At 61.4% G+C, this 17,198-nt stretch carries 16 protein-coding genes; 12 read left to right on the top strand and 4 right to left on the bottom strand.

Translation table 11 applies throughout. The features are described 5' to 3' along the window. Positions 1-6 precede the first annotated feature (6 nt). The 5 genes from GYM54_RS07380 to GYM54_RS07360 all read left to right on the top strand — a co-directional run bounded on the left by GYM54_RS07380 (position 7) and on the right by GYM54_RS07360 (position 4,188). Positions 7-840, top strand: a complete 834-nt coding sequence (locus tag GYM54_RS07380; RefSeq protein ID WP_181101479.1) for an ABC transporter substrate-binding protein — start codon at positions 7-9, stop codon at positions 838-840. 49 nt (positions 841-889) lie between these two features. Further along, a complete protein-coding gene (locus GYM54_RS07375; protein ID WP_131650510.1) occupies positions 890-1,201 on the top strand; it encodes a DUF4398 domain-containing protein in 312 nt (103 codons plus the stop codon). Continuing rightward, positions 1,198-2,004 carry an OmpA family protein gene (locus GYM54_RS07370; RefSeq protein ID WP_231752257.1) on the top strand — a complete coding sequence of 269 codons (807 nt, stop codon included), beginning with the start codon at positions 1,198-1,200 and terminating at the stop codon, positions 2,002-2,004. Before GYM54_RS07375 ends, GYM54_RS07370 begins: the two co-directional genes overlap by 4 nt. A gap of 112 nt (positions 2,005-2,116) precedes the next feature. Continuing rightward, on the top strand, positions 2,117-3,559 hold the full coding sequence (locus GYM54_RS07365; RefSeq protein ID WP_131650077.1) for a PLP-dependent aminotransferase family protein: 1,443 nt from the start codon (positions 2,117-2,119) through the stop codon (positions 3,557-3,559). 116 nt (positions 3,560-3,675) lie between these two features. Beyond that, the gene (locus tag GYM54_RS07360; protein WP_131650078.1) at positions 3,676-4,188 is read left to right on the top strand and encodes a hypothetical protein; all 513 of its coding nucleotides are present in this window, start codon (positions 3,676-3,678) and stop codon (positions 4,186-4,188) included. 31 nt (positions 4,189-4,219) lie between these two features. Here the strand turns inward: GYM54_RS07360 and GYM54_RS07355 are convergent, their stop codons facing one another. Next, positions 4,220-6,787 (bottom strand): EAL domain-containing protein, encoded by a 2,568-nt coding sequence (locus GYM54_RS07355; RefSeq protein WP_197446036.1) that lies wholly within the window; start codon positions 6,785-6,787, stop codon positions 4,220-4,222. A gap of 130 nt (positions 6,788-6,917) precedes the next feature. Further along, entirely contained in the window at positions 6,918-7,085 is a 168-nt protein-coding gene (locus tag GYM54_RS07350; protein WP_131650080.1) for a DUF2897 family protein, read from the bottom strand. A gap of 162 nt (positions 7,086-7,247) precedes the next feature. Between GYM54_RS07350 and pyrF the strand changes: the two genes are divergently transcribed. Then, entirely contained in the window at positions 7,248-7,943 is a 696-nt protein-coding gene (pyrF, locus tag GYM54_RS07345; RefSeq protein WP_131650081.1) for an orotidine-5'-phosphate decarboxylase, read from the top strand. Positions 7,944-7,987: 44 nt separating this feature from the next. Here the strand turns inward: pyrF and GYM54_RS07340 are convergent, their stop codons facing one another. Beyond that, positions 7,988-8,992 carry an NADP-dependent oxidoreductase gene (locus tag GYM54_RS07340; RefSeq protein ID WP_197446035.1) on the bottom strand — a complete coding sequence of 335 codons (1,005 nt, stop codon included), beginning with the start codon at positions 8,990-8,992 and terminating at the stop codon, positions 7,988-7,990. 216 nt (positions 8,993-9,208) lie between these two features. Between GYM54_RS07340 and GYM54_RS07335 the strand changes: the two genes are divergently transcribed. Then, on the top strand, positions 9,209-9,970 hold the full coding sequence (locus GYM54_RS07335; RefSeq protein ID WP_197446034.1) for an SDR family oxidoreductase: 762 nt from the start codon (positions 9,209-9,211) through the stop codon (positions 9,968-9,970). A gap of 539 nt (positions 9,971-10,509) precedes the next feature. Here the strand turns inward: GYM54_RS07335 and GYM54_RS07330 are convergent. Then, positions 10,510-11,697 carry a benzoate/H(+) symporter BenE family transporter gene (locus tag GYM54_RS07330; protein WP_197446033.1) on the bottom strand — a complete coding sequence of 396 codons (1,188 nt, stop codon included), beginning with the start codon at positions 11,695-11,697 and terminating at the stop codon, positions 10,510-10,512. A 220-nt stretch (positions 11,698-11,917) separates the two neighbouring features. On the opposite strand from GYM54_RS07330, the gene fliE reads away from it, so the two are divergent. From fliE to fliI, 5 genes are read left to right on the top strand one after another with little or no spacing between them, the layout of a single operon-like run. Next, positions 11,918-12,247: a flagellar hook-basal body complex protein FliE gene (gene fliE, locus GYM54_RS07325; protein WP_181100831.1), complete on the top strand. Its 330-nt coding sequence runs from the start codon at positions 11,918-11,920 to the stop codon at positions 12,245-12,247. Between the two features lie 15 nt (positions 12,248-12,262). Further along, complete coding sequence (gene fliF, locus GYM54_RS07320) at positions 12,263-14,047, top strand: flagellar basal-body MS-ring/collar protein FliF (RefSeq protein WP_197446032.1); 1,785 nt, start codon at positions 12,263-12,265, stop codon at positions 14,045-14,047. Next, on the top strand, positions 14,040-15,056 hold the full coding sequence (gene fliG, locus GYM54_RS07315) for a flagellar motor switch protein FliG (protein WP_131650088.1): 1,017 nt from the start codon (positions 14,040-14,042) through the stop codon (positions 15,054-15,056). The genes fliF and fliG overlap by 8 nt, the downstream gene beginning before the upstream one ends. Before the next feature lie 15 nt (positions 15,057-15,071). Beyond that, positions 15,072-15,848 (top strand): flagellar assembly protein FliH, encoded by a 777-nt coding sequence (fliH, locus tag GYM54_RS07310; protein ID WP_181100837.1) that lies wholly within the window; start codon positions 15,072-15,074, stop codon positions 15,846-15,848. After that, on the top strand, positions 15,838-17,196 hold the full coding sequence (gene fliI / locus GYM54_RS07305; RefSeq protein ID WP_131650090.1) for a flagellar protein export ATPase FliI: 1,359 nt from the start codon (positions 15,838-15,840) through the stop codon (positions 17,194-17,196). Before fliH ends, fliI begins: the two co-directional genes overlap by 11 nt. Positions 17,197-17,198 lie beyond the last annotated feature (2 nt).

Here is a 17,198-nt window from a genome sequence, read left to right as displayed (position 1 = left end):
CGAATGATGAGGTTCTCGATGCGCAGTGCCGTTCAGTTCGCTTTGATCGCCTTGCTGCTGGCAACACCCTTTGCAGCGGGCGCGGCGGCTTCGAAGTGCGACCGGCTAATCGCGACCGGTGGCGCGGATAACCCGCCATTCCTGTGGCGCGACCCGCAGAACCCCAAGCGTCTGGTGGGCGCGAACGCCGAGCTGCTGAAGAAGATCACCGACTCGCTCGATCTGAAACTCGAGGTTCTTTACACCGGCGATAGCGGCAAGGCGCTCGAGGAGGTTCGCAGCGGCCGGGTAGATCTGCTGGCCGATGCGCTGCTCAGCCCGAAAGAACTGGCGCACCTAGACTTCATCCATCCTTCCATCACCGTTCTGGAAACGGCCGCTTGGGTACGCAACGAGCCGGGTTTTTTCTATTCCGGTCGAGACGATCTAAAGGACAGGCCTGGCGCCTATGTCGCAGCGACGCGTTTCGGTGGTGAGTTAGCGACCTATGCGAAGAACAATCTTCGCTTGAGTTCGGCTCCCTCCCTGGCGGAAGCCGTGAAAAGGCTGATGGCTGGCCAGGCCGATTACATACTGCATGAGCGCTACAGTGCCGTCGCGCAAGCTGGATCGCAGGGGGTGCTGGACGACATGCAGCGGCTTGAGCCATCGGTCGGTAGCCGCGGCATGCATTTCGCTGTGGCACACGATTCGGCCTGCAACGGCCCTTGGCTACGCGGACAGCTCGCAATAAAAATGACAGAATTGCGCGCCGCCGGCGTGCCGCAGCAACTGCTGGTAGAGAATCTCGAGCGGTGGAAACAACGCCAACCGGCACCGTCAGGCGATTCGCAACGCTAGGAATCCAATCTTGATAAGACTTCTTCCATGCATGCTGGTGCTGGCGATGATGGCCGGCTGCGCCAGCGATCCGGCACCCACCGAACAGCTGCGTCTGACCGAGCAGGCGTTGATCCAGGCTCGTTCAGTTGGTGCTTCGCAGGCGACTCCAGAGTTGGTATTGGCCGAACAAGCGTTCGCAGCTGCCGTCGCTGCGATGAAAGACGAAGATTATCGGGAAGCACGCCTGCAAGCCGAGAAAGCTGAACTGGACGCTCGGCTGGCGGAGGCAAAGGTGCTCAACGATAAAAGCCAGCAAGAACTGGCAGAAGTGAACCGCCGCATCGAACGGCTCCGTGAGCAATTGAGGGCCTTGCAGTGAAGCCTATTCTTCTGGCCTCTGTATTGCTGGCGTTGCTCGTCGGGCTCCAGGGTTGCGCCACGCACGCATCGCAACAGCAACTGGAACAAGCGGCTGCCATGTTCCAAAGCGTCAGTGAGGACCAACAGGTGCTTCAAGATGCGCCCAAAGATGTGATGCGCGCGGCCGAATCGCTGGATAGAGCCAAGCGGTTTGCCAGCTATTGGGGCAGCACGGAAGATGTTGGCCATTACGCCTATCTCGGCAAGCGCTACAGCGAGATCGCTCGCCAGCACAGCGAGCAATTGCAGAATCAGCGGCTCGCCACCCAGCAGGCGATGGAATGGGAGCGCCTGCGCCAGGCTCTGCAGGAAGCCAAGCTGCTCGATCTGCAGCAACAGGGCCGTTGGCTCGAAGACCAGATGATTGGCCTGGCGGCAGCCGAAACCGAGCGCGGCTTGGTGATGACTCTGGGCGATGTCTTGTTCAGGGCCAACAGCGCCGAACTGGGATCATCGGCCAATCGCACCTTGCTCAAGGTCGTGCATTTTCTACAACTCAATCCCAAGCGCAAGATCCGCATCGAGGGGTACACCGACAACCGGGGCGGTGCGGCCGAAAATCTCGTCTTGTCTCAGGCACGCGCCCAATCGGTGGGTAATTTTCTGCAGAGCCTGGGGATCGACGCAGCGCGCATGGAAATGGTCGGCTACGGCGAGCAATACCGCGTCGCGGAGAACGCGTCGGCGCGTGGCCGTGCGCAGAACCGGCGGGTCGAGATCTTGTTTTCGAACGAACAAGGGCAGCTGGGCAGCGCTCGTTGATCAATTGGCGGCAAACGTAACTGACTGTGTCGGCGAGTTCGCCGGTAACTGTATTGGTTTCGTATAACGGTGTTGTACTACTGTTATGGTTCAGTTGCCGGAGCCGGACGAAATGACCAATCTGTTGCTTTATCAGCGCATCGCACACCAGCTTGCCGAAGACATTCGCCGCGGCGTCTACCGTCCGGGCGAGCGCGTGCCCTCGGTGCGCAAGATGAGCATGCAGCTGAATGTCAGCCATGCGACGGTCCTGCAGGCCTATGCCAATCTCGAAGATCAGGGAATGATCCGGGCGCGTCCGCAATCAGGCTTCTACGTCCACCACACGCCGGCGCTGACCGCGCCCACACCGGATATTGCGCAGGTCGAGCGGCCAACCCTGGTCACACGCAGCAGCATCATCAATCAGGTTCTCAGCGAATCACGCCGCGACGGGCTCATTCCGCTGGGGGCCGCGGTGCCTCATGTGGACTACTTGCCGGCTCGCGCCCTGCATCAACAGCTCGCCAAGGTCACTCGCTTTCAGAGCCAGCGGGCGTTCAGCTATATGTTCAGCCCCGGTTACGAGCCGTTGCGCCGGCAAGTGGCGATTCGCATGCGCGACGCCGGCGTGGTCGTCGGGCCGGACGAAGTGGTGATCACCCATGGTTGTGTCGACGCGCTGCAGATGTCGTTGCGGGTGCTGACCAAACCGGGCGACCTGATCGCGGCCGAGTCGCCCAGCTACTACGGGTTGCTGCAGTTGGCCGACCTGCTCGGGCTCAAGGTCATCGAAATTCCCTGCGATCCGGATACCGGACTCAGCCTGGAAGCGCTGCAGCTGGCCGCCAGCCAATGGCCAATCAAAGCCTTGGTCTTGACGGCGCGCTTGAGCAATCCGCTGGGAGGCAGCGTACCCGACGCGCGGCAGAAGCAGTTGTTGAAACTGGCGGCGAGTTTCGACATCCAAATCGTTGAGGACGATATCTACGGCGAGCTACTGTTCGATGCGGGATCGATCAAGGCGCTCAAATCCAATGATCGAGAGGGGCGAGTGATCTACTGCTCGAGCTTCTCCAAGACGATCTCGCCAGGTGTGCGCATCGGCTGGATCGTTCCCGGTCGTTATCGAGAAGAAATACAGCGCCTGCAGACGTTCAGTACGCATTCGGCCTGCAGCGTCACACAGATGGCGGTTTCGGCGTATCTGGAAAATGGTGGATACGATCGCCATCTGCGATACATCCGCCATGAGTATCGAAAGAATCTAAGTGCCGTTCAGTTGGCGGTGCAGCGTTACTTTCCAGAGGGCACGCAAATGACGCGGCCAACGGGCGGTTTCATCCTCTGGGTCAGCCTGCCGGCTCGGGTCAATGCCAAGGAATTGCATCAGCAGGCCCTGAAGCGCGGAATCAGCATTGCGCCCGGTCTTATTTTCAGTAACACCGAGCAGTTCAACCACTGTGTGAGGCTCAACTGCGCATTGCCGTTGACGACCGAAGCGGAGCGGGCATTGAAGACCCTTGGCGAGCTGGCAGGGGAGCTATGTCGGCAGGTTAGTGAACCGATCGGGTAGGCGGGAACCTAGAGCAAGGCACGGCAAACAGGCTGTCATGCGTGTGCGTTAACTGCGGGGAAATCGGTTGGTCGAGTGCCGTGGTTTTACATCGTCTGGAAGGAGGGCGTTGGCAGATGAAATGGTCGAGTTTGCTGCTTGCGCTGCTTTTTCTGAGCGCCTGTGATGGAGACGATCTACCGTCCCAGCCTGGTCCACCGGCTGCGCCTGAGGTCCAGCCTTCGGTCGATCGCAACGCCGCAACCGCGCCCGTGCAACGAGAAACTGATATCCCACCTAAAATCGAGATCGAACTCGAGCCTATTACTACCGGCGATCCCGAAGAGCTGCCATCCGAGCGAGTCGTGCCGGCAACCGAATCGAAGGCCGTTTCGGCCGCGCCGAAGAAAAAGGTCGCGGTCGAGCAGGTCAAGTTGCCCGAGCCGGAGCTGGATTTGAGCCTTCCCGAGGATTGGGCCGAGGAGCTCGAACCTGCCCCGGACGCAGCGGCCTTGAAGCTACTGCCGCCGTTGTTCGAATCAGGCGAGGACTCTCGCTCGGTGCAAATGAGCGGCAGTCTGTTGCCGGGGCTGGAACGCGACGACGCGCTGATCGACGGGGCTCAGATCAATTTCGAACTCAAGCGCTGACCGGTCGGGCACCGTTATGCAGGGTTCCGACCTATGGCTCGGTCTCGACGCCGCTCAACAGGGCACGGAAGTCCGTGGTCATGAGCGGATGGCTCATGTAGAAACCCTGCATTTCGCTGCATCCATTGGCGAGAAGTCGTTTCAATTGTTCCGAGGTTTCAACGCCCTCGGCCGTGACGCGCATGCGCAAGCCATGCCCGAGTTCGATCAGCGCCTTGACGATGGAGTGGTCCTCGACGGAGTGCTCCATGCCGGAAACGAAGCTGCCATCGATCTTGATGGTGTCGAACGGGTAGTTGCGCAGGTTGCTGAGCGATGAATAGCCAGTACCGAAGTCATCCATGGCAAGCCTTACGCCAAGTGTTTTTAGCTCGCTGAGCACCGCCAGTGTGCGCTGGCTTTCCTGGAGCAGCGCTGTTTCGGTTACTTCGAGTTCGAGGCGATTGGCCGCAAGCCCGCTCTGTTCCAGCGCCGCTTGAACTACTTCAACCAGCTCATCGTTGCGTAACTGTAAGGGCGAAAGGTTGACTGAAACCATGATGTCGCTTGTCCAGCTTGCCGCCTCGATGCAGGCCTGACGTAGCACCCATTCGCCGAGCGGATCTATCAGCCCGGTTTCTTCTGCCAGCGGAATGAAATGCTCGGGCAGCAGCAGGCCGTGAGCGGGATGTTTCCAGCGCAGCAGGGCCTCTGCGCCGATGATGTGCATGCCGTCGCCGAAATATCGAGGCTGGTAATGAACCTCGAACTGATCCTCGCTGATCGCTTGACGTAGGTCGTCTTCCTGTCGGCGTCGCTCCAGCAGTCGTTTATCCATCTCGCTGCCATAGAACCGCCAGGTCCCTCGACCACCCGCCTTGGCCTGATACAAGGCGATATCCGCACAGCGCAGCAGCTCGTTGGCTTGCGTCGCATCGGTAGGCGCTATCGCGATACCGATGCTGGCACCGATATGAATTTGTGTACGTTCATAGAAAAAGGGTTCGCTGATCGCATCGACGACGCGCGCGCAAAGCTGCTCGATGTCTTCGTTGTGCTGCAGGCGACTCATCACCATGACGAACTCGTCGCCGCCTAGGCGCGCGACCAGGTCGTCTGCTCTGATGCACTGCGTCAGGCGGCTGGATACGCCGGTCAGTACCTCGTCGCCAGCACTGTGGCCCAGTGTGTCGTTCACCGGCTTGAAACGGTCCAGATCGATATACAGGACGGTCAGTCGGGATGCGCTGGTGAGCGAGGCGAGTTTGGTGTCCAGATAGTCGCGCAAGTGGTTTCGATTGGGCAGGCCGGTCAGGGCGTCGTGCTGCGAAAGGTACTGAACGCGTGCCTGGGCTCGGGTTTCCTCGGTGACATCACTGGCGGTGCCTCGGTAGCCCAACAGCTCGTCGTTTCGGTAGATCCCACGGGCGGAAAGCCGGCAGTGGCGCTCGCAGGCGTTCGCCGCGTGGTAACTGCAGCGCAATGGTGTCTTGTGCGGAGCGGCCAGCCAGTCCTGCAGCGCCGCGTGATCAGTGATCAGAAGGTCGATCAAGGGGCGGCCAATCCAGGCGGCTGGATCATGGCCGGTAATCTCCTCGAAACGCCGGGAGAGGTACGTCAGGCGGGCATTCTGGTCGGTTTCCCAGATCCAGTCCGATGCAGCTTCCGCTACGTCGCGGAAGCGCTCTTCGCTGGCGGCCAGTGCGCTACGGCTTCTTGCCAGGCGCTCGTAGTTGACGTCCATGATTCTTACGGTCTTCATCGCCTGGCGCAGCAGCAACCAGGCAAGCAGACCAAGGCCAAGGGTGACCGCCGCGAGCACCGGCAAGGTCATCCACAGCAGATACCGGCCAGGCCGGGATAGCGTCCAGGTAAATGATAGGGGCGATCCATCAAGCGTCCGCAGGGCAAGCACTTCATCCTTGCTCCGGGCGGTTTCGCCGTTCAGGCGCAGGCCGTTGATCGCATAAGCCTGACCCAAGTCGAGCAATCTTTTTGGCTCCAACACATCGGCGAAAACCAGGATCGAGGCGGGATCGTCCATTTCCTCGACGTCGCTGTCGCCGGACGTCATCACGGCGGCGGCCACCATGGCCGGGTGGCCTTCGGCCCAAAGCATGCCGACGGCGGTCTCTCCCTGTTCCAGCGCTTCGCGGGCCTGGGCGAGCAATGTGTCGAGTCCGTTGCCAAGCCAGGCGCGCGCATCGATACGCACCAGCTCCCCGCGAATGACCGAGTAGGTCGTTTCACCGCTGGCGTCGATCACCAACACCGCCTCATAGCCGAAATCGTCATACAGCGAAGGGCCGAGGTTCGCCTGCTCGTAGGCCCAGTTCAGATTGACCTCTTTGCTCAGGTTGGCGTAGGCGTCGCCCCAGAATCCATTGTCGGCGACATGGCGGGACATGCCATTCATCTGCGCCTCGAATGCTTTGCCAGCGAGAAAATGTTCCAGAGCCAGGGCGTCGTGATCGATGGTGCGGGCGATGTGTATCACCGCGATCGCCGCGGCGAGCAGGGCTGCGGCCAGTAGGCAGGCGATGCCGGGCAGAATCCGTCGGGAGAAAGCGACCTGCGCCTTCGGGCTGCCGGCTCCGAACGAAGAGAAAACTGATGCCATTGATGCTTCCTTCAAAGGAGGCAGACGGATTACTTGGATGAAGGCCTAAAAGCCCCCCCTTTTTACTGCCGGGCCAGCCGGCGTGATGGGGTGGGTGGGACATGACCGGCGGTTGGCTGTCCAGCAGGCGCTACCTGTTCCGCGCGTCTTCGGCATCCGCTTCGGCGTTGCGTTGGGCAATTCGTTGTTTCTGCTCTTCGGTGAGCGGGATCTTGCGGGCGCCGGCGCGCAGCATCAAAAGCCCGCCAACGATCGTACCGAGCACCAGGGCCAGCAATAACCAGATATACCAAGGCATGTTCTTTACTCCTGATGACGACGCGGTTCATTTCACCTTACGTCACGAACCGTAGCGGCGCCATTATGTGATTGGACTGCCTGGCGGGCGACGCCCTCGCGTGCCGCCTGGACGATGTTTTTTCTGCGACAATGCGCGCCGAAAATTTGCCGAGGAATCGCTATGACTTGCCAGACTCCCATCATCGTTGCGCTCGATTTTCCGTCCCGTGATGCTGCGTTGGCGCTGGCCGGCCAACTCGATCCGGCGCTTTGTCGCGTCAAGGTCGGCAAGGAGCTGTTCACCCGTTGTGGTCCGCAAATAGTCGAAGCGCTACAGGCACAAGGATTCGAGGTGTTTCTCGATCTGAAATTCCATGACATCCCCAACACCACGGCGATGGCGGTCAAGGCGGCGGCGGAGCTGGGCGTGTGGATGGTCAACGTGCACTGTTCGGGTGGCCTGCGGATGATGGCGGCGTGTCGCGAAACGCTGGACAAGGCGAGCGGGGCGAAGCCGCTGCTGATCGGCGTCACGGTGCTGACTAGCATGGAGCAGGCCGACCTTGCCGATATCGGCCTCGACCTAGCACCGCAGCAGCAGGTGTTGCGTCTGGCAGGCCTGGCGGAGGAGGCCGGGTTGGACGGCCTGGTCTGTTCGGCGCAGGAGGCCCAAACATTGAAGGCGCAATTCGCCCGGCTGCAGTTGGTGACGCCGGGCATTCGTCCGGCTGGCAGCAAGGCGGATGATCAGCGGCGGATTCTCACGCCAGCCGAGGCCATGGCGGCGGGTTCGGATTATCTGGTAATCGGTCGCCCTATTGCGCAGGCGGCCGATCCGGCCCAGGCGCTGGCCGCAGTAGTCGCCGAGCTGGCGTGAATGATGAGCCGGTCGCCTGACGCGGCCGGCTCGGTCCATACGGCTTAGCTGACCTTCAACACCAGCTTGCCGAAGTTGCCGCCGGTGAAGAGCTTCATCAGCGTGTCGGGGAAGGTTTCCAGCCCCTCGACGATATCTTCCTTGCTCTTCAGCTCGCCGCTCTGCATCCAGCCAGCCATGTCTGTCATGGCCTCGGGGTAACGCGGCACGTAATCCATCACCACCATGCCCTGCATGCGCGCGCGGTTGACCAACAGGGACAGGTAATTCGCCGGCCCCTTGACCGCCTCCTTGTTGTTGTACTGACTGATGGCGCCGCAGATGACGATGCGGGCTCCGACGGTAATGCGCGTCAGCACTGCGTCGAGAATATCGCCGCCGACATTATCGAAAAATACGTCGACGCCCTTCGGGCAGGTGCGTTTCAGGCCGGCGGCGACGTCTTCACTCTTGTAGTCGATGGCCGCATCGAAACCGAGCTCCTCGGTAAGGAAGCGGCACTTGTCGGCGCCGCCTGCGATGCCGACCACGCGACACCCTTTTATCTTCGCGATCTGCCCGGCTACGCTGCCCACCGCACCGGCAGCGCCGGACAGCACCACGGTTTCGCCGGCCTTCGGCTCGCCCACCGCCAGCAGGCCAAAGTAAGCGGTCATTCCGGTCATGCCTAGCGCCGACAGGTAGCGCGGCAGCGGTGCCTGGTTCGGATCGACCTTGTAGAAGCCTTTCGGCTCGCCGAGGAAATAGTCCTGCACGCCCAACGCGCCGTTGACGTAATCGCCTTCGGCGAAATGAGGATGCTGCGAGGCGATCACCTTGCCCACGCCCAACGCGCGCATCACTTCGCCAATGCCGACCGGCGGGATATAGGATTTGGCATCGTTCATCCAGCCGCGCATGGCCGGGTCCAGCGACAGATACTCCACCTTGACCAATATCTGGCCGGGCCCGGGCGCACCCACGGGATTCTCGACGAATTCGAAGGTGTCGCGGCTTGGCGCGCCGATCGGGCGCTTGGCCAAAAGGAACTGGCGATTGGTCGTGTCCATGTAAACCTCGGTCTATGTAAGAACCTTGGTTTAGCCCGCCGAGGCCGGTCGCGCAAGCAAGGCGAGAATCTTGGAATGCAGTGGCATCCGCCTGAGTGATATCGCCCTTGAACCCTTAATCCGTGCCTGGGATGGCGGTATAACCATGACCCGCGTTTGGCTTGTGGTCATTTTTCGGACTCGGCGCCTTCATTTCAATCGATTAGGGTATCTAGCATGAGCATGTCTTTTTCCGGTCAGGTCGCGTTGATAACGGGAGCTGCGGCGGGCATTGGCCGCGCGACGGCGCTGGCGTTCGCCGAGCAGGGGTTGAAGGTGGTGGTGGCGGATCTGGATGAGATGGGCGGTGCGGCATGCGCCGAAGCCATTCGCGAAGCCGGCGGCGAGGCGATATTTGTGCGGTGCGATGTCACTCGCGACGAGCAGGTCAAGGCGATGGTCGAGCAGGCCGTCACGACCTTCGGGCGCATCGACTATGCGTTCAACAACGCCGGCATCGAGATCGAGAAGGGCCGTCTGGCTGAAGGCAGCGAGGCGGAGTTCGACGCCATCATGGGCGTCAACGTCAAGGGTGTCTGGTTGTGCATGAAGCACCAGCTGCCGGTGATGCTGGCGCAGGGCGGAGGTGCCATCGTCAACACCGCGTCGGTTGCTGGGCTTGGTGCGGCGCCGAAAATGAGCATTTATGCGGCGTCCAAGCATGCGGTGATCGGACTGACCAAGTCGGCGGCGATCGAATATGCCAAGAAGGGCATTCGCGTGAATGCGGTGTGTCCGGCGGTGATCGATACCGATATGTTCCGCCGTGCCTATGAGGCGGACCCGCGCAAGGCGGAGTTCGCGGCGGCCATGCATCCGGTTGGGCGGGTCGGCAAGGTTGAGGAAATCGCTGCTGCGGTGCTTTATCTCTGTAGCGACGGTGCGGCTTTCACCACTGGCCATGCGTTGGCGGTGGATGGTGGGGCGACGGCTATTTAGGGTTTTGGTTCGGGCAATCCCTGTGTTTGGAAGGTTTGGGTTTATAAGTGTTTATTGAGTTGTTTGATGGCTTGGTTTCGCCCTGCTGGGCGAGTTTCTTTTGGCAGTCGCCCCAAAAGAAACCAAAAGGTCTTGCCCCTGCATCCGGCCCCGGCTGCGCCGGGGTTCGTTCGCTCCATCGTCGCTCCAGGGGCCGGCTTACAAGGGCCATCCATGGCCCTTTAAGCCTCTCGCCGCATCCATGCGGCTCGCTCCCTTCCGCGACGATTGCGCTCACCCTCCTGAAAGGGGCGATTGATGTCGCCTGACGGTTCGTGCAAAAGAAGCTAAGCAAAGCATCAACGATCTTTCAGGCAACTCGGACCCTGTTCCCCTTCAGGAGGCCGGATGTTGGGGCGGCCTTCTTTTAGGTTCCTTTTTCTTGGCCAAACAAGAAAAAGGGACTCGCCCAGCAGGGCGAAACCTGAACTGTCAGCACACTCAGCAATCATCCCGGCAAAGCGATTCATGCCATCTGTTTCTGAAAACAGCACGCGTTTTCAAACCCGCCTCCCCAAGATCACCAACGTCACCACCCCAGCAATCAACCCCCACAGCGCCGCGCCAATCCCAAACAGCGTCAGTCCGGAAGCGGTGACCATAAAGGTAATCAGCGCCGCTTCGCGCTCGTGCGGCGTCTGCATGGCTTGGGTCAGGCCGCTGCCGATCGAACCGAGCAACGCCAACGCCGCGATGGACAGCACCAGTGCTGCCGGAAAGGCCGCGAACAGCGCTGCCAGCGTCGCCCCGAAAATGCCGGCGATGCCGTAGAACACCCCGCACCATACCGCGGCCGTATAGCGCCGGGCGGGATCGGGATGCGCTTCGGGACCCGCGCAGATCGCCATGGTGATCGCAGCCAGATGGACACCATGCGAGCCGAACGGGGCGAGCAGAACCGACGCGATACCGGTGACCGAAATCAGCGGCGAGGCCGGCACCTGATAGCCCTCGGCGCGCAGCACGGCCAGCCCCGGCATGTTCTGCGATGCCATGGCGATCACGAACAGCGGTATGCCGATGCTGAAAATGGCCGCGAAAGACAGGCTCGGCGTGGTCCACACCGGTACCGCGATTTCCAGGCTCAGATCGCTGAAGTCCAGCAGCCCCAGCACGCCGGCGAGCACACAGCCAACAATCAGCGCCGAGAGCACGGCGTAGCGCGGCACCAGACGCTTGGCCAGCAGGTAACTGAAGAGCATGCTCAGCACCAGCGCAGGCTGGACGTCTACGGCGCGGAAGATCTCGCTGCCGATGTTGAACAGCACGCCGGCCAGCAGCGCCGCCGCCAGCGAGGCGGGTACCTTGCGCATCAGGCGTTCGAAGCTGCCGGTAAGTCCACATACCGCAATCAGCACCGACGCGAAGATGAAGGCACCAATCGCCTCGCCATAAGGGACGCCGGGCAAGCTACTGATCAGCAGCGCCGCGCCGGGAGTCGACCAGGCGACCACCACTGGCGTGCGATAGCGCAGTGACAGGCCGATGCTGCACACCGCCATGCCGATCGACAGCGCCCAGATCCACGAGGAAATCTCCGCCCCGCTGAGCCCTGCTGCCTGTCCGGCCTGGAACATCAGGACCAGCGAACTGGTATAGCCGGTAAGCATGGCAATGAAACCCGCCACGACGGTCGAAGCCGAACTGTCGGCGAATGGGCGGGATAGCGAGTGGGCGGCGTCCGGCATGGTTATCTCTGTTGGGTTTTTTCGGCCTAGCCTAGGGGCGCCGGTCGCATGCGTCACCATACAGTCGATGGGACGATCTACGTTACAGAATCGATAAGCGCTGGAAGCTGGACTACCGAGCAGTCGCAAGCGGCTAGCCACGAACTTATCTGGCACCGATGTTGCAATTACCCCTGTGCTTGCTGCGAAGCGTCAAAAAACCGCGGCTGTTGGAGGAATGATGAGCCAGGGTATCGAATTCAATCGCTTGATGCTGGAAATGCGGGCCATGCAGACCGATGCGATGGCGCGCGCCAAGCCCGTGACCGCTACCCCCGAGGTTGGCGCTCCGAGCTTTTCCGACATGCTCGGCCAGGCCGTCAATAAAGTGAGTGAAACCCAGCAAGCTTCCAGCCAACTGGCGACCGCCTTCGAGATGGGGCAGGGCGGCATCGATCTGACCGAGGTCATGATCGCTTCGCAGAAAGCCAGCGTTTCCATGCAGGCCATGACCCAGGTGCGTAACAAACTGGTCCAGGCGTATCAAGACATCATGCAGATGCCGGTTTAAGGCAGGGTTTGAATAATGGCTGAAGCGCTTAGCAAAGTTCCTGTAACGGTCGATTCGGACGCTCCGAAGAAGCCGCTGTTTGGCCTGTCCTTCCTGGAAAACCTTTCCGAAATGACGATGTTGCGGCAGGTCGGCCTGTTGGTCGGGCTGGCTGCGAGCGTCGCCATCGGCTTTGCCGTGGTGCTCTGGTCGCAACAGCCGGACTACCGTCCGCTGCTCGGCAGCCTCGCCGGGATGGACGCCAACCAGGTGATGGAAACCCTCGCTGCTGCCGACATCGCTTACACCGTCGAGCCCAATTCCGGCGCCTTGCTGGTCAAGGCCGATGATCTCGCCCGTGCGCGGCTGAAACTCGCCAGCGCTGGCGTTGCACCGACTGATAGCAACATCGGCTTCGAGATTCTCGACAAGGAGCAGGGCCTCGGTACCAGCCAGTTCATGGAAGCCACCCGCTACCGTCGTGGTCTGGAAGGGGAGCTGGCTCGTACCGTCTCCAGCCTGAACAACGTCAAAGCGGCGCGCGTGCATCTGGCGATTCCGAAGAGTTCTGTATTCGTGCGCGACGAGCGCAAGCCGAGCGCTTCCGTGCTGGTCGAACTCTATCCGGGCCGCAACCTCGAGCCGAGTCAGGTGATGGCGATCATCAACCTCGTCGCTACCAGCGTGCCGGAGCTGACCAAGTCGCAAATCACCGTGGTGGATCAGAAGGGCAACCTGCTGTCCGACCAGCAGGGGCTGACCGAGCTGAGCATGGCCGGCAAGCAGTTCGACTACAGCCGTCGGATGGAAAGCCTCTACACCCAGCGCGTGCACAACATCCTGCAACCGGTGCTGGGCAGCGGTCGCTACAAGGCCGAAGTCTCCGCCGATGTGGATTTCAGCGCCGTCGAATCGACGTCCGAAACCTTCAACCCGGATCAGCCGGCGCTGCGCAGCGAGCAGAGCGTCAGCGAACAGCGCCAGAGCAGCGTCGGCCCGCAAGGCGTTCCGGGTGCGCTGAGCAATCAGCCTCCAGGCCCTGCCACCGCGCCGGAAAATGCGCTGGCTGGACAAGCCGCCGCGGGTGCGGTCGCACCGGGGCAACCTTTGCTGGACGCCAATGGTCAGCAGATCATGGACCCGGCGACCGGCCAGCCGATGCTGGCGCCGTATCCGGCAGACAAGCGTGAGCAAGCGACCCGTAATTACGAGCTGGACCGTTCCATCAGTTACACCAAGCAGCAACAAGGTCGCCTGCGCCGCCTGTCGGTTGCGGTGGTACTCGACGACCAGGTGACGGTCTCTGCTGATGGGCAGACCACTCGTGTGCCGCGGACCGCCGAAGAATTGGCGCGCTTCACCCGTCTGGTGCAGGACGCCGTTGGTTTCGACGCCAGCCGTGGCGACAGCGTCAGTGTGATCAACGCACCCTTCGCCGCCGACTCGCTAGAAGAGACCTTCATCGACGTCCCGTTCTACTCGCAGCCGTGGTTCTGGGACATCGTCAAGCAAGTGCTTGGAGTACTGTTCATCCTGGTGCTGGTGTTCGGTGTGCTGCGGCCCGTACTGAACAACCTGACCAATGCTGGAAAGGGCAAGGAGCATCAGCCTGTCGGTAGTGACGGCGAACTGGCTGACATGGACGGTTTGGATGGTGCGCTGAGCAATGATCGGGTCAGCCTGAGCGGGCCGCAGAGCATCATGCTGCCGAGCCCGACCGAGGGGTACGATGCGCAACTGAATGCCATCAAGAATCTGGTAGCAGAGGATCCGGGCCGGGTGGCTCAGGTCGTCAAAGAGTGGATCAACGAAGATGAGTGATGCACGAGTTCCAGCCAAGCTGAACAAGGTCGATAAAGCCGCAATTCTGTTGCTCTCGCTGGGTGAAGCCGATGCTGCGCAGGTTCTGCGCCATCTCGGTCCCAAAGAGGTACAGAAGGTCGGCACCGCCATGGCGCAATTGCGCAACGTCCAGAAAAACCAGATAGAACAGGTGATGGGAGAGTTCGTCGAGATCGTTGGCGACCAGACCAGCCTCGGGGTCGGCTCCGACGGTTACATCCGCAAGATGCTCACCCAGGCGCTGGGCGAGGACAAGGCGGGCGGCCTGATCGATCGCATTCTGCTGGGCGGTAACACCAGTGGCCTGGACAGCCTCAAGTGGATGGAGCCGCGCGCGGTCGCCGACGTGATTCGCTACGAGCATCCACAGATCCAGGCGATCGTGGTGGCTTATCTCGACCCCGACCAGGCGGGCGAGGTGCTGTCGCATTTCGATCACAAGGTGCGGCTCGACATCGTGCTGCGCGTGTCCTCGCTCAACACCGTCCAGCCGGCGGCGTTGAAGGAGCTTAATCTGATCCTGGAGAAGCAGTTCTCTGGCAACTCCAATACCACCCGCGCGACGCTGGGTGGCGTCAAGCGCGCGGCGGACATCATGAACTACCTCGACAGCTCGGTCGAAGGCCAGCTGATGGACGCCATCCGCGATGTCGACGAAGATCTGTCGTCGCAGATCGAAGACCTGATGTTCGTCTTCGACAACCTGGCGGATGTCGATGACCGGGGCATCCAGGCGCTCATGCGTGAAGTATCCTCCGATGTGCTGGTCATGGCGCTCAAGGGCGCGGACGAAGCGATCAAGGAGAAGATATTCAAGAACATGTCCAAGCGCGCCGGAGAACTGCTGCGCGACGACCTGGAAGCCAAGGGGCCGGTGCGCATCAGCGAAGTCGAGGGCGCCCAAAAGGAAATTCTCACCATTGCCCGCCGCATGGCCGAAGCCGGGGAAATCGTTCTCGGCGGCAAAGGCGGCGAAGAAATGATCTAGGTCTAAGCGAGCCGTATGTCCAAGGAAAATCCCAGCGATGTGATCCGCGCGAAGGACGTCAATCTCTTCGATCGCTGGGCCTTGCCGAGCTTCGACCCGCTAGGCGGGGAACCGGCGGAGCCGGAGGCGCTCGAGGAATCGGGTGCGGACCAGGACCTGTCGCACAGCGAGGACGTCCCGGTCGAGGAAGTCAAACCGCTGACGCTCGACGAACTCGAAGCGATTCGCCAGGAGGCCTACAACGAAGGTTTCAGCACGGGCGAGAAGGACGGCTTTCATGCCGGACAACTGAAAGCCCGGCAGGAAGCCGACGCGGCGCTGGCGCCCAAACTCGCGAGCCTTGAGCAGGTGATGACGCAATTGCTCGAGCCCATCGCCGATCAGGATCGCAACCTCGAACACGCCATGGTCACGTTGATCTGTCAGCTGACACGCGAGGTGATTCAGCGCGACTTGCTGATCGATTCCAGCCAGATCCGCCAAGTGCTTCGGGACGCCCTGAAGCTGTTGCCGATGGGCGCCAGCAACGTGCGCATCCACATCAATCCGCAGGATTTCGAGCTGGTCAAGGCGCTGCGCGAGCGCCACGAAGAAACCTGGCGAATCGTCGAAGACAGCGATCTGCTGCCGGGCGGCTGCCGGATCGAAACCGAACAGAGTCGCATCGACGCCAGCGTCGAAACGCGGCTGAGTCAGGCGATCAAGCAGCTATTCGAACAGCAGCGGGAAAACGCCACCAGCCCGCCGGAAGCGGATCTGCACCTGGATCTGGACAGCTCAGATGCGCCTTGAACGCACCAGCTTCGCCAAACGCTTCGAGACCTACAGCGAGGCGATCAAGCTACCCAGCCAGCCGATCCTCGAGGGTCGGCTGTTGCGTATGGTCGGCCTGACGCTGGAGGCCGAAGGCCTGCGTGCCGCCGTCGGCAGCCGCTGCCTGGTGATCAACGACGACAGCTACCACCCGACCCAGGTCGAAGCCGAGGTCATGGGCTTTTCCGCCGGCAAACTTTATCTGATGCCGGTTGGCAGCCTGGCCGGCATCGCGCCGGGCGCGCGTGTCGTGCCGCTGGCCAATACCGGACGCCTGCCGATGGGCACGTCGATGCTGGGGCGCGTGCTCGACGGTGCCGGCCGCGCCCTGGATGGTAAGGGCGGAATGAAGGCCGAGGACTGGGTGCCGATGGACGGGCCAGTGATCAACCCGCTCAACCGCCACCCGATCAGCGAGCCGCTGGATGTCGGCATCCGCTGCATCAATGGCCTGTTGACGGTCGGCCGCGGGCAACGTCTTGGCTTGTTCGCCGGTACCGGTGTGGGCAAGTCGGTGTTGCTAGGCATGATGACCCGCTTCACTGAGGCGGACATCATCGTCGTCGGGCTGATCGGCGAGCGTGGCCGTGAGGTTAAGGAATTCATCGAAAACATCCTCACCGAAGAGAGTATCAAGCGCTCCGTAGTTGTCGCTTCGCCTGCGGACGATGCGCCCTTGATGCGCCTGCGCGCGGCAATGTATTGCACGCGCATCGCCGAATATTTCCGTGACAAGGGCAAGAACGTCCTGTTGTTGATGGATTCGCTGACCCGCTTCGCCCAGGCCCAACGGGAAATCGCGCTGGCCATCGGCGAGCCCCCGGCGACCAAGGGTTACCCGCCTTCGGTGTTCGCCAAGCTGCCGAGTCTGGTGGAGCGCGCTGGAAACGCCGAGGCGGGCGGCGGTTCGATCACGGCGTTCTATACCGTGCTGTCCGAGGGTGATGATCAGCAGGACCCCATCGCCGACTCCGCGCGGGGCGTGCTCGACGGCCACATCGTGTTGTCGCGACGGCTGGCTGAAGAGGGCCATTACCCGGCGATCGACATCGAGGCCTCTATCAGCCGGGTCATGCCGCAGGTGGTCAGTCCCGAACATGTGCGCAGCTCGCAGCGGTTCAAGCAGCTGTGGTCGCGCTATCAGCAGAGCCGCGATCTGATCAGCGTCGGCGCGTACGTACCGGGTGGCGATCCGGAAACCGATCTGGCCATCGCGAGGCAGGCGGAGATGGTCCGCTATCTCCGGCAGGGTCTGGACGAAGCCGAACCCCTGGCGCAGAGCGAGGTCGCACTGATCAACGTCTTCAATCCCAAGGCCGCAGGCTAAAC

Source organism: Pseudomonas sp. MTM4 (genome assembly GCF_019355055.1).
In the GTDB taxonomy this organism is placed as follows: domain Bacteria; phylum Pseudomonadota; class Gammaproteobacteria; order Pseudomonadales; family Pseudomonadaceae; genus Stutzerimonas.
Note: the sequence above shows the minus strand (reverse complement) of the source record. Positions and strands in the feature narration are given on the sequence as shown.

Coding starts and splice junctions, on each gene's coding strand:
- GYM54_RS07355 (WP_197446036.1), bottom strand. CDS start 6,787: ATGGCATCAGTTTTCTCTTCGTTCGGAGCCGGCAGCCCGAAGGCGCAG.
- GYM54_RS07380 (WP_181101479.1), top strand. CDS start 7: ATGAGGTTCTCGATGCGCAGTGCCGTTCAGTTCGCTTTGATCGCCTTG.
- fliF (WP_197446032.1), top strand. CDS start 12,263: ATGGCTGAAGCGCTTAGCAAAGTTCCTGTAACGGTCGATTCGGACGCT.
- fliG (WP_131650088.1), top strand. CDS start 14,040: ATGAGTGATGCACGAGTTCCAGCCAAGCTGAACAAGGTCGATAAAGCC.
- GYM54_RS07365 (WP_131650077.1), top strand. CDS start 2,117: ATGACCAATCTGTTGCTTTATCAGCGCATCGCACACCAGCTTGCCGAA.
- GYM54_RS07375 (WP_131650510.1), top strand. CDS start 890: ATGGCCGGCTGCGCCAGCGATCCGGCACCCACCGAACAGCTGCGTCTG.
- fliE (WP_181100831.1), top strand. CDS start 11,918: ATGAGCCAGGGTATCGAATTCAATCGCTTGATGCTGGAAATGCGGGCC.
- fliI (WP_131650090.1), top strand. CDS start 15,838: ATGCGCCTTGAACGCACCAGCTTCGCCAAACGCTTCGAGACCTACAGC.
- GYM54_RS07360 (WP_131650078.1), top strand. CDS start 3,676: ATGAAATGGTCGAGTTTGCTGCTTGCGCTGCTTTTTCTGAGCGCCTGT.
- GYM54_RS07350 (WP_131650080.1), bottom strand. CDS start 7,085: ATGCCTTGGTATATCTGGTTATTGCTGGCCCTGGTGCTCGGTACGATC.
- GYM54_RS07340 (WP_197446035.1), bottom strand. CDS start 8,992: ATGGACACGACCAATCGCCAGTTCCTTTTGGCCAAGCGCCCGATCGGC.
- GYM54_RS07330 (WP_197446033.1), bottom strand. CDS start 11,697: ATGCCGGACGCCGCCCACTCGCTATCCCGCCCATTCGCCGACAGTTCG.
- GYM54_RS07335 (WP_197446034.1), top strand. CDS start 9,209: ATGAGCATGTCTTTTTCCGGTCAGGTCGCGTTGATAACGGGAGCTGCG.
- fliH (WP_181100837.1), top strand. CDS start 15,072: ATGTCCAAGGAAAATCCCAGCGATGTGATCCGCGCGAAGGACGTCAAT.
- pyrF (WP_131650081.1), top strand. CDS start 7,248: ATGACTTGCCAGACTCCCATCATCGTTGCGCTCGATTTTCCGTCCCGT.